Below are 11,805 nucleotides of genomic sequence, written 5' to 3'. Positions count from 1 at the left end.
CATGGCTGACGAGCAGGCTGCCGGGGGTACTCCTGGACGGCCCTCCAGTGGCTCCCAATCGACTCCCCGGTGACGGCAAATGATCATGTTTACATGATCATTTGCCGCTCTACGTGGCGTACACCCCGCGTAGAGCACCCACTCGCCAGGTAAAGCGGCATCGGTGCTCATCCGCCAGCACCGCCGACGTACGCAAGACGTCCTAGACGACCGCCGCCAGGTAACGCTTCCCGAGGGTCCGCAGGTGCTCCACCAACTCCGGCGGCTCCGTCACTGTGAAGTCCAACCCGAGCATCCCGATATAGACCGCGATGATCTCCAGGCTGTCCGCTCCCGTCACCAGCACACAGGTCGCCTCGTCCACCGCCTCGACCACGCCCACAGCCGCGTGGATTCTCGACAGGACCTCCTCCGCTGGAGCCGCGACGGTGATCCTCGCGTGTGCCTTCCAGCCGGAGATCGCCACGTCGCGCATCGCGAACTCCAGGTAGTCGCCGCCCGGCACCTCCTTCGGCTCGAAGCGGCGGCCGGTGGCCATGCGCAACGTCATCCAGTCGACCCGGTAGGTGTTCCAGGTGCCCGTCTCCGTGCCGCGCGCCACGAGGTACCAGTACCGCTGCCAGCTCACCAGCCGGTACGGCTCCACGAGTACCGGCCAGTCGCCGACCGGGGCGGACGCGTCGTTGCGCTGCTGCGTGACCGGCTCGCCCTCGGGTACGGCGTAGTCGAAGCGGAGCAGCTCGTGGTCGCGTACGCACGCGGCGATCGCCGTCAGCACGGCCGAGTCCACGATCGGGTCCGGAACGTTGCTCCCGGTGTTCGCAGGACCCTCCGTCATCGCGTCGTGCACCGCGGTCACCTGCCGCCGGAGCCGATGTGGCAGCACCTGTTCGAGCTTGGCCAGCGCCCGCGTACTGCTCTCCTCGATCCCGTGCACGCCCCTCCCGGCGCGCAGGCCGATCGCGACGGCGACCGCCTCCTCGTCGTCGAGCAGCAGCGGCGGCAGCTTTGCGCCGGCGCCGAGCTGGTAGTAACCAGTCGGCCCACGAACCGCCTCGACCGGGTAGCCGAGCTCACGCAGACGTTCGATGTCGTTGCGGATCGTGCGCGCGCTGACGCTCAACCGTTCCGCCAGCTCGGACCCTGTCCACGAGGGCCGAGACTGCAACAGGGCAAGCAAAGCGAGCAGTCGAGAAGAAGTTTCGAGCACGCGGAAAATCGTAGGGGTTAATAGGAACCGAGTCTTCCTATACGGCTTTTAGCGTTCCTGTCATGACGAACACGACGAACGCCAGCGACCTCCGCCCCTTCCGCGTCGAGATCTCCAAGGCCGACCTGGTCGACCTGAACGAGCGCCTCGCGCGGACCCGGCTCCCGCAGCCCGCCCCGACCGACGACTGGGCCTACGGAACGCCGAACAGCTACCTCGCGGAGACCGTCGAGTACTGGCGGAACTCCTTCGACTGGGCGGCGCAGGAAGCACGGATCAACGAGTTCCCGCACTTCCTCACCGAGATCGACGAGCAGACGATCCACTTCATCCACGTGCCGTCGAAGGAGGCGAATGCGACGCCGTTGCTGCTGCTGCACACCTACCCCGGCTCGTTCGTGGACTACCTGGACATGATCGGCCCGCTGACCGACCCGGTCGCGCACGGCGGCAAGGCGGAGGACGCGTTCTCGGTCGTGGTCCCGTCGATGCCCGGCTTCGGCTACAGCATGCCGCTCACCGGACGTGGCTGGACGATGAAGCGCGTGGCGGAGACGTACGACAAGCTGATGCGCAAGCTCGGGTACGAGTCGTACGGCGCGCACGGAAGCGACGGCGGCGCGATGGTCTCCCGCGAACTCGGCCTGCTGGAGCCGGAGGGCTTCCTCGGCCTGCACGTCCTGCACCTGTTCTCCTTCCCCTCCGGTGACCCGGCGGAGTTCGAGAAGCTCGAGCCCAAGGACTACGCGGCGCTGGAGCACATGAAGTGGTTCCAGTCCGTCGGCGGCTACAACCAGATGAACGGAACCCGCCCGCAGACCGTCGCCGCGGGCATCGCGGACTCGCCGGTCGGGCAGCTGGCGTACAGCGAGCTGTTCAACAACTTCGGCGACGGCACCAGCCTGGTGTCGCGGGACCAGATCCTCACCCAGGTCTCGCTCTACTGGTTCACGAACACCCAGGCGACGGCGGGCCGCTACCACTTCGAGGAGGGCAAGGCGGCCGCCGAGCGCGAGCCCGAGGTGAACAAGTCGCGGACCGGCGTCGCGGTCTTCCAGGACGACTTCAAGACCGTCCGGGTGTTCGCGGAGCGGGACAACTCCAACATCGTGCACTGGTCGGAGTTCCCCGACGGCGGCCACTTCGCCGCGATGGAGCGCCCCGACGTCCTGTCCGAGGACCTGCGGACGTTCTTCCGCTCCTGAACGTTTCGAATCAGGGCGTCCCTCTATCGATCTCTTCGATAGAGGGACGCCCTCATTCACATCCCCGCTAGCGCTCGACCTCGCCGCGGATGAACTTCTCCACCAGCTCGCGCGCCTCGTCGTCGGAGTACTGCTCCGGCGGGCTCTTCATGAAGGAGCTCGCCGCCGACGTGATCGGCCCGCCGATGCCGCGGTCCTTCGCGATCTTCGCGGCACGGATCGCGTCGATGATGATGCCGGCCGAGTTGGGCGAGTCCCAGACCTCGAGCTTGTACTCGAGCGAGAGCGGCACGTCGCCGAACGCGCGGCCTTCGAGCCGTACGTACGCCCACTTGCGGTCGTCCAGCCAGGCCACGTAGTCGCTCGGACCGACGTGGACGTTCCGCTTCTCCAGCTCGCGCGGGATCTGCGACGTCACCGACTGGGTCTTGGAGATCTTCTTCGACTCGAGCCGATCGCGCTCGAGCATGTTCATGAAGTCCATGTTGCCGCCGAAGTTCAACTGGTACGTACGTTCGACGACCACGCCGCGGTCCTCGAAGAGCTTCGACAGCACGCGGTGCGTGATCGTCGCACCGACCTGGCTCTTGATGTCGTCGCCGATGATCGGCACGCCGGCAGCCTCGAACTTCGCCGCCCACTGGGGATCCGTGGCGATGAACACCGGCAGCGCGTTGACGAACGCGACCCCGGCGTCGATCGCGGCTTGCGCGTAGAACTTGTCCGCGTCCTCCGACCCCACCGGCAGGTACGAGACCAGCACGTCCGCGCCGGTCTCGCGCAGCACCGACACGATGTCGACCGGCTGGTCGTCGGACTCGGTGATCGTCTCGCGGTAGTACTTGCCCAGCCCGTCCAGCGTCGGCCCACGCTGCACCGTGATGCCCAACGGCGGAACGTCGCAGATCTTGATCGTGTTGTTCTCACTCGCCCGCGTCGCGTCGGCGAGGTCGACGCCGACCTTCTTCGCGTCGACGTCGAACGCGGCGACGATCTCCACGTCGCGGACGTGATAGTCGCCGAACCGCACGTGCATCAGGCCCGGCACCTTCTGTGCCGGATCCGCATCTCGGTAGTAGTGGATTCCCTGGATCAACGACGTCGCACAGTTGCCGACGCCGACGATCGCAACCCGGATCGAACCCATGGGTTCTCCTTCATCTCTCGGCCGGGAACGGGCCGCACCAGTAGTACGCGGCCATGCGTCTTCCCCTGCGTTACTGAGCTGTTTTGTTCTTCTCGGTCCGGATCAGACCGTCTAGCCAGTTGACTTCGCGTTCGACGGACTCCAGGCCGTGGCGCTGGAGTTCGAGGCCGTACGCGTCCAACCGTTCCTGGGTGCGCTGCAGCTGGGCGCGCACCCGTTCGAGGCGATCCTCCAGTCGTCGTTTGCGGCCCTCCAGGACGCGGAGGCGGACCGTCTCGTCCGTCCGTGCGAAGAACGCGAAGTGCACGCCGAACCGTTCGTCGTCCAGCGCGGACGGACCGGCGTCGGCGAGTAGCTCGGCGAAGTGCGCGGTGCCGGCCTCGGTGAGCCGGTAGACGATCTTCGCCCGCCGGCTCAGCGTCGGCGTCGGTGGTTCCTCCTCGTCGAGGAACCCCTGCCGGGAGAGCGTCTTCAGGCACGGATAGAGCGAGCCGTACGAGAGCGAGTGACCCCAGCCGAGCACCTTGTCCAGGCGCTTGCGCAGCTCGTAGCCGTGCATCGGCTGCTCGTTCAGCAGCCCGAGGACGGCAAGCTCAAGCACCCCGGTCCGGCGCGGCATCGGTACCTCCGCTCGATGTATCGAGCCGATACATCGACTCGATAGAGCGACGGTACGCCGGCAAGAGCGTTGGCACAATGGCCGCTCGTGTCCCCTTCTGCCGCAACGATCGAGCGCCTGCTCGGCGTCCCCGTCGTGTCCGTCGAGCGGGTCGCGCCGTGGGAGGTCGCGCGGGCGACGCTGGCGGACGGCCGTACGGTGATCGTGAAGTGGGGCCGCGCCGAGGGCGTCGACCGGGCGGAGCCCGAACGGTTCCTCGCCGAACGGTCCGCGCTGGAGTTCGTTGCCGATCTCGGCCTCACGCCGAAGCTCCTCGCCGCCGGTGACGGCCTGCTCGTGATGGAGGACCTCGGTCCGCGGCCGTCGTTGCGCGAGCTGCTCCTGGACGGCGACGACACCGCGCTCGTCGACTTCGCCCGGACGCTGGGCCGCCTGCACGCGGCGACCGTCGGGCGCGCGGAGGAGTACTACGCCGGCCTCGGTGCCTGGGCGGATCCGAGCGCCGACCGCGGGGCGTTCCTCGCTCTGTGGCAGGACGGTGTCGACCACCTCGCGGACTTCGGAGTGCCGATGTCCACAGCTGCCGCGCACGAGCTGGCCGCCGTCATCGAGGAGATCCTCGAGCCGGGACCGTTCCTCGCGCTGTCCAACGGCGACGTCGGCCTGAACAACTACCTCGTCCTCGGTCCTGGCGACGGGCGGCTGATCGACTTCGAAGCGGCCGGCTTTCGGAGCGTGCTGGCGGAGATGACCGACATCTTCACGCCGGGACCGATGTGGGTCACCCTCGACGATCCGGCGCCGCTCGAGGCGGCCTATCGCGCCGAGTTCGACGTGGTGGACGACCGCACGTTCGGACGCGCGGTCGCCGGTGGCGTGTTCGTCTGGGCGGCTCGCCGGTTCGCGACGCTGCCCAAGATCGACGCCCGGCCCGCGGGGGAGTTGAGCCGGCCGCATCGGATCGCGACGCTCGAGGCGGCCGCGGCGACGGCCGAGCGGTTCGGCTGCCTGCCGGCACTGACCGGCTGGACGCTGGCCGGTGCGGCGATGCTCCGGAAGCGGTGGCCTGATGCCGACATCGACCTCGCCGCTCTGCCGCCCTACACGACCCGCACGTAGTACGGTCCGGGAAATGCGGATCCTGTTCGTCGGCAACAGCTTCACCGCGCGCAACAACTTGCCCGCTCTGCTGGCCCGCCTCGCCAAGGAACGCGGCATCGCGATCGAGCACAAGCTCGTCCAGGCGGGCGGCGCGTCCCTCCGCCAGCACCTCAACTCCGGTGCCGTCGCGGCCGCGCTCGAGGCCGACGCGTACGACGTCGTCGTACTCCAGGAACAGAGCACGCTGCCGGGCAAGAACGCCAAGCGCATGCACGAGAACGTCCGCGAAATGCACGACCTCATCACGGCGGCCGGCGCGAAGACCGCCTTGTACATGACCTGGGCGTGGCTGAACCGGCCCGACGGCCAGGCCGCGATCACCACCGCGTACGCGAGCATCGCCGCCGAGCTCGGCGCGACGCTCGTTCCCGTCGGCATGGTCTGGGAACGGTTCCTCCGCGAGCACGACCAGCCCGTCCTGCACGATGACGACGGCAGCCACCCCGCCCTCGCCGGCACGTACCTCGCCGCCTGCGTGTTCCTCATCGCGCTCCTGCAGGAGGACCCGGTCGGCCTCGAGGCGAAGCCCAAGGCGCTGTCGAACGAGGACGCCGCCCTGATCCGCTGCGAGACCTGGCGCCTCTGCGAAGACCTGGCGGCGGGACGGTAGAACGCATGGAAGGCGCCGAACGGGCTGGCGTTCTCGCTGTCTGGGCCGCGATGCCGGTGACGAGCTACGACACCGCCACGGTGCTCGCCACGGCGCTGGCGCGATCGTGGTCGGCACCGCGATCAGATCGTCAAGGAGCTGGCAACCAGAGCCCAGACAGACGAGGTGTTCGCCACCCACGTTCCCGGACCGGACCCGGACAGCGAGCTGGATGTCCTCCTCCGATCCCTCGTCAGAGCCGCGCAAGATGTCTGATATCCGTCTCGCCGGTGCCGGACGTTCACCGCGCTCTCCGTCTCGCGTGGGCTGAGCATGGAGTCTTTTCTGGAGAGCACGTACGATTTTGAGCCATGTGGTCCCAGCGGTCGGTCGTCGACTACAGCCTCCAACGGCGCGCGACCCTGCGCGCCCTGCGGGGCGGGCAGGCGACGGTCATGGAGGACGTCTGTGACGCCGACCCCTACCTGCTGCGGGCCGCGAAGTTCCACGGCGAGCCCACCGACCTGGACTGTCCGGTGTGCCGCCGTGAGCGGCTGACCCACGTGACGTACGTGTTCGGCGACGAGCTCGGTCAGTACTCCGGCAGGATCCGCACCATGCCGGAGCTGGAAGCGATGGCCAGGCAACACGGTGAGTTCTCGGTCTATGTTGTCGAGGTCTGCCAGGGGTGCTCCTGGAACTACCTCACGACGTCGTATGTTCTGGGCGACGGTGTGCCAAGGCGACCCCCGCGTCGGCAGCGCACCGCCGAGGACGAATACTGAGCAGACCCGGTCGTACGCACGTCACCGGTGCATTTCGGGCACTGGGGCGGGCTGCGGCTGTCACCGCTGTCTCCTAGCCACCGGGGAACCACGTGACGCGGACCGACTACTTCGACACCGACCAGTACGCGCCCGATCCTGACGACGGGCGTGGTGGTCGGCGTGGCGGAAATCGCAAGCGCAAGCGCAAGGGCCTGAGCGTCAAGAAGGTCCTCATCGGGATCGGGTTCACGATCGTGCTCGGCCTGGTCGGCGCCGCCGCTGCGTTCGCGATCGGGTACGCGATCACGCCGGTCCCCGACGCGAACAAGCTGGTCACGTCCAACACGTCGATCCTCTACTGGGGCGACGGCCAGAAGGTGCTCGGCACGTTCTCCGCCCAGAACCGCATCACGGTCCCGCTCGACCAGGTCCCGAAGCACGTGCAGGACGCGGTGCTCGCCGCGGAGAACCGCACGTTCTGGACCGACAAGGGCATCTCGCCCACCGGCATCGTCCGCGCCATGTGGGCCTACGCCCGCGGCCAGGAGATCCAGGGCGGCTCGACGATCACCCAGCAGTACGTGAAGAACTACTACCTCACCCAGGACCGCACCCTGGAACGCAAGGTGCGCGAGCTGTTCATCACGCTCAAGGTGCAGCGCAGCCTGTCCAAGCAGCAGATCCTGCAGGACTACCTCAACACGATCTACTTCGGCCGCGGCGCGTACGGCATCCAGGTCGCGTCCCGCGCGTACTTCGGCAAGGACGTCCAGAAGCTCACCCCGCAGGAGGGCGCGATCATCGCGTCGGTGATCCGGGCGCCCGCGCTGTACGACCCGTCGATCGACAGCGCGAACAAGACCCGGCTCGAGGGCCGGTTCCGGTATGTCCTGCGCGGCATGGCCACGATGGGCGACATCCCCGCCGCGACGGCCGAGAAGGTCGGCATGCCGCCGATCAAGACCTCCGCCCGCGACGAGCAGTACGACGGACCCGAGGGCTACCTGCTGGTCGCGGCTCGCAAGGAGCTGCTCTCGCTGGGCTTCACCGAGCGTGAGATCGAGGCGGGTGGCCTGCGGGTACGTACGACGTTCGACCCCAAGGCCCAGGCGGCCATGGTCAGCGCGTTCAGTAAGGAGTTCCCGGACGACGCCGCGCGCGTGCACGCCGGCGGCGCGTCGGTACGTCCGCACACCGGCGAGGTCGTCGCGATGTTCGGCGGCACGAACTATCTGCGCCGGCAGTTCAACGACGCCACCCAGGCGAAGATCCCGCCGGGCTCGTCGTTCAAGCCGTTCGCCCTCGCGGCCGCCCTGGAGAAGGGCGTCTCGCTGAAGAGCCGGTTCGCGGGCAACAGCCCGTTCGAGGCCGAGGGCGTGAAGGTCAACAACGAGGGCGACGAGGACTACGGCCGCTCGGTCGACCTGCTCAGGGCGACCGAGGACTCGATCAACACCGCGTACGTCGACCTGACCGTCAACGAGCTCGGCGCGGACAAGGTGGTCGACGCGGCGATCCGCGCGGGCGTACCGAAGGAGAGCCCGGGCCTGGAGGACAACCCGCAGGTGGCGCTCGGGTCCGCCTCGGTCAACACCGTCGACATGGCGAACTCGTACGCGACGTTCGCCGCCGGCGGCGAACGAGCCAAGGCCCACCTCATCGCGAAGGTCACGACGCGGACCGGCGAGGTCGCGTACGAGGCGCCGACCGAGGTCAAGCGCGAGTTCAAGGAGGACGTCGTACGCGACGTGACGTACGCGCTCTCCCAGGTCGTCGAGAAGGGGTCGGGCAAGCGGGCGCAGGACCTCGACCGGCCGGCCGCCGGGAAGACGGGAACGCACGAGGGCCTCACCGCCTGGTTCGTCGGCTTCACTCCGCAGCTCTCGACCGCTGTCGGTTTCTACCGGGAGGGCGACGGCGGCCTGGAGTCGCTCGACGGCGTGGGCGGCCTGGAGCAGTTCACGGGCGGCCGGTATCCGGCGCAGATCTGGACCACGTACATGAAGTCGGCGCTGGAGGGCCAGCCGATCCAGGAGTTCGACGAGCCGGCGTGGCTCGGCAAGTCCGTCAACCCCAAGCCGAAGCCCACGCGTACGGGACGGCCGGACGACAGCACGCCGAACCCGACACCGTCCCGCGAGCCGACGAAGGAACCCACCAAGGAGCCGACGCGGGAACCCGACCCGGACCCGTCGCCGTCGGACCCGCCGCCGACCAAGGAACCCGACCCCGATCCCGACCCGTCGGACCCGCCGCCGACCCAGGATCCGGACCCCGGTCCCGGCCCGTCCCGCCCGCCGCCCACGAAGGCGCCGAGCCCGCCGCCGGGCGATGACGGCAACCCGTCACCAGATGACGGCGCGCCGTAACGTTGCCGAGGGCCGTACGGCAGCATTGGTCCCTCGATCCGGGGGAGCAGGCTGATGGCTTGGGGGCGTGTGAGTGGGTAGTGAAGGGCGAACCGTGCTCAGCAAGCTGGGCACGGTCCTGAACACGAGCCAGTCGCGTGAGGACCCGATCGCCCGGATGGCGACGTCCTGGCTGGGCGGTCCGATCGGGGTGCACGCGCGGATCGGTGTCTCCCGCTGGTCGCCGATCGTGGTGATGTTCCTGGTCACCACCGCGATGTTCGTGATCGGCCTGGTGCAGAAGGCGCCCTGCCACGACGAGGGCTGGTCGCGTCAGTCGCAGGTGTCGTTCACCCATCTTTGCTACAGCGACATGGCGCACCTGTACCGCGAGCGCGGCTTCTCGCAGGGCAACATCGCCTACCTCGACCGCGGCAACTATCCGGTCCTCGAGTACCCGGTGCTCACCGGCGCGATCATGCAGCTCGGCGCGACCCTCACGCACTGGCTCGGGAGCGGTGACGCCGTACGCGACGGCGTGCTGTTCTTCGACGTGAACGTGGTCGTCATGTTCCTGCTCGGGCTGCTCACCGTGTGGGCGGTGAGCAAGGTGGTGCCGGACCGGCCGTACGACGGACTGTTCGTCGCCGCGGCGCCCGTCCTCGCGCTGTCCGCCACGATCAACTGGGACCTGGTCGCGATCGGGCTGACCGCGTTGGCGTTGCTCGCCTGGTCGCGCCGACATCCGATGCTCGCCGGCTGTCTGCTCGGGCTCGGCGTGGCGGCGAACTTCTTTCCCCTGCTGCTGTTCGGGCCGTTGTTGGTGCTCGCGGTGCGGTCCGGCCAGGTACGGATCTGGCTCGGTACCTTGCTGGCGGGGCTCGCGACCTGGTTGATCGTCAACCTGCCGATCATGCTGCTCGCCACCCAGAGCTGGCTGCACTACTGGTCGTTCACCCTGTCGCGCGGCGCCGACTACGGCTCGCTCTGGTACGTGTTCGCGCTGTCCGGCAACCGGATCTCGCACCTCAACGTGATCTCGTGGGTCCTGTTCGGCCTTGCCTGCTTGGGCATTGGCATCCTCGCGCTCCGGGCGCAGCGCCGGCCGCGGCTGGCGCAGCTCGCGTTCCTCACCGTCGTCGCGTTCCTGATCTTCGGCAAGGTGCTGGCGCCGCAGTACGCGTTGTGGCTGCTGCCTCTCCTCGCGCTCGCCAGGCCCCGCTGGCGCGACTGGCTGATCTGGCAGTCCGCTGAGGTCTTCTACTGGGCGGCGATCTGGCTGCACATCGGGCAGCAACTCGCGCCGGCCGCGCCGAACGCGCCGGATCGCCTGTACTGGCTCGCGGTTCTCGCCCGGCTCGGCGCCCTGGTGTACTTGGCCGTGATGGTGATCCGCGACATCCTGCACCCGGTCCACGACCCGCTCCGGCGTGACGGCGTCAGCGACGACCCCGGCGGCGGATCGTTCGACCACGCGCCGGACAAGGCCTGGGTGCGCCGGCTGAATCGGGCGCGGCAGGCCCGCGTACGAGAGGGCGCCGTCGCATGACGACCCGCCGGGTGGACGATCCCGCCGAGGACACGGTCGAGGCCGCGCCGCTGCCGCTCCTCGACCGGATCATCGTCGCCACCCGGCTCCGTCCCCTCGACGTCGAGGTGCTCGGCTGGTGGGTGCTGACTCGGCTCGGCGTGTTCGTGATCTCGGTGAGCGCGCCTTGGCTGTTCGCCGGCGACACCGCGCCGGCCGCCTGGCTGGACCGATGGCGGCAGTGGGACGTGCTGCACTTCGAGAGCATCGCGACCAAGGGCTACTTCGGTGGGGCGTCGCAGTTGGAGGCGTTTTTTCCTGGCCTGCCGATGGTCCTCGGCGCCGGGCACGCGATCGGGCTGCCGACGATGCTCGTCGGTCTGTTGGTGTCGTTGGTCGCCGGCGGAGTCGCGGCCGTGGCGCTGGCCCGGTTGGCCGAGTCGGAGTTCGGCGCCGGTGCGGGGCGGATGGCGGCGCTCGCGTGGATGATCGCGCCGCCGGCGATCTTCCTCGCCGCGCCGTACACGGAGGCTCTGTTCCTCGGCTTCGCGATCCCGGCCTGGTTGTGCGCGCGCCAGGGGCGCTGGCTCCCAGCCGCGTTGCTCGCGGCGGGCGCGTCGACCGTCCGGGTGTCGGGGATCTTCCTGATCATCGCGTTGGGCGTGGAGTTCCTCACGTCCGGCCGGCGTCGATCGTGGCTGCAGGGGTTGTGGCTGGCGCTCCCGACGATCCCCGTGCTGGCGTACATGGTCTATCTGAAGTCGGCGACGGGCGACTGGCTGGCCTGGTACCACGCGCAGTCGAAGGGTTGGTACCGCGGCTTCACCAATCCGATCGACTCGTTCGTCAACACCTGGAACGTCGCGATCGGCAAGACCCAGTTCGAGGTGCCGGGGTCGGTGCAGGCGAACTTCGAGTGGATGTACCGGGCCGAGCTCGTCGCGGTGCTGGTCGGCGTCGTGTTGACGATCGCGTTGCTGGCGTGGAAGCGGTGGGGCGAGGCGACCTGGGTCGGCATCCAGGTGGCGGCGTTCGCGACCTCGTACTGGTTCTTCTCCGTGCCGCGCGCGTTGCTGATCTGGTTCCCGTTGTGGATGTTGCTGGCCGCGATCTCGACCCGGCGGAAGTGGGTCTGGCGCGCGTACCTGGTGATCTCGTTGCCGTTATGCGGGTTGTGGGCGGCGGCGTACCTGACCGGAAAGTGGGCCGGGTAACCGCGCGGGTATCGTGA

The 11,805-nt window shown here is 68.6% G+C and carries 10 protein-coding genes; 7 read left to right on the top strand and 3 right to left on the bottom strand.

The features are described 5' to 3' along the window. Positions 1 to 202: 202 nt before the first annotated feature. Positions 203 to 1,210: a helix-turn-helix transcriptional regulator gene (locus tag JOD67_RS04965; protein WP_205115691.1), complete on the bottom strand. Its 1,008-nt coding sequence runs from the start codon at positions 1,208 to 1,210 to the stop codon at positions 203 to 205. 62 nt (positions 1,211 to 1,272) lie between these two features. Between JOD67_RS04965 and JOD67_RS04960 the strand changes: the two genes are divergently transcribed. Next, positions 1,273 to 2,415, top strand: a complete 1,143-nt coding sequence (locus tag JOD67_RS04960; protein WP_205115685.1) for an epoxide hydrolase family protein — start codon at positions 1,273 to 1,275, stop codon at positions 2,413 to 2,415. A 67-nt stretch (positions 2,416 to 2,482) separates the two neighbouring features. Here JOD67_RS04960 and JOD67_RS04955 read toward each other — a convergent pair whose 3' ends face one another. Together JOD67_RS04955 and JOD67_RS04950 are read right to left on the bottom strand one after the other, a co-directional pair. Further along, a complete protein-coding gene (locus JOD67_RS04955; protein WP_205115683.1) occupies positions 2,483 to 3,562 on the bottom strand; it encodes an inositol-3-phosphate synthase in 1,080 nt (359 codons plus the stop codon). 70 nt (positions 3,563 to 3,632) lie between these two features. Further along, a complete protein-coding gene (locus JOD67_RS04950) occupies positions 3,633 to 4,181 on the bottom strand; it encodes a PadR family transcriptional regulator (protein WP_205115679.1) in 549 nt (182 codons plus the stop codon). Between the two features lie 87 nt (positions 4,182 to 4,268). Here JOD67_RS04950 and JOD67_RS04945 point away from each other — a divergent pair, with 87 nt between their 5' ends. The 6 genes from JOD67_RS04945 to JOD67_RS04920 all read left to right on the top strand — a co-directional run bounded on the left by JOD67_RS04945 (position 4,269) and on the right by JOD67_RS04920 (position 11,788). Further along, a complete protein-coding gene (locus JOD67_RS04945) occupies positions 4,269 to 5,300 on the top strand; it encodes an aminoglycoside phosphotransferase family protein (RefSeq protein ID WP_205115677.1) in 1,032 nt (343 codons plus the stop codon). 13 nt (positions 5,301 to 5,313) lie between these two features. Continuing rightward, on the top strand, positions 5,314 to 5,952 hold the full coding sequence (locus JOD67_RS04940; RefSeq protein WP_205115667.1) for an SGNH/GDSL hydrolase family protein: 639 nt from the start codon (positions 5,314 to 5,316) through the stop codon (positions 5,950 to 5,952). 350 nt (positions 5,953 to 6,302) lie between these two features. Next, positions 6,303 to 6,716: a DUF5318 family protein gene (locus JOD67_RS04935; protein WP_205115665.1), complete on the top strand. Its 414-nt coding sequence runs from the start codon at positions 6,303 to 6,305 to the stop codon at positions 6,714 to 6,716. 92 nt (positions 6,717 to 6,808) lie between these two features. Beyond that, on the top strand, positions 6,809 to 9,067 hold the full coding sequence (locus JOD67_RS04930) for a transglycosylase domain-containing protein (RefSeq protein WP_205115663.1): 2,259 nt from the start codon (positions 6,809 to 6,811) through the stop codon (positions 9,065 to 9,067). A 94-nt stretch (positions 9,068 to 9,161) separates the two neighbouring features. Then, positions 9,162 to 10,595, top strand: a complete 1,434-nt coding sequence (locus tag JOD67_RS04925; RefSeq protein ID WP_307782279.1) for a glycosyltransferase family 87 protein — start codon at positions 9,162 to 9,164, stop codon at positions 10,593 to 10,595. After that, positions 10,592 to 11,788 carry a mannosyltransferase family protein gene (locus JOD67_RS04920; RefSeq protein ID WP_205115661.1) on the top strand — a complete coding sequence of 399 codons (1,197 nt, stop codon included), beginning with the start codon at positions 10,592 to 10,594 and terminating at the stop codon, positions 11,786 to 11,788. The genes JOD67_RS04925 and JOD67_RS04920 overlap by 4 nt, the downstream gene beginning before the upstream one ends. The last annotated feature ends 17 nt before the right edge of the window (positions 11,789 to 11,805 follow it).

Origin of the sequence: Tenggerimyces flavus (genome assembly GCF_016907715.1) — a bacterium.
Lineage (GTDB): Bacteria > Actinomycetota > Actinomycetes > Propionibacteriales > Actinopolymorphaceae > Tenggerimyces > Tenggerimyces flavus.
This window is presented reverse-complemented; position numbering and strand designations above follow the sequence as displayed.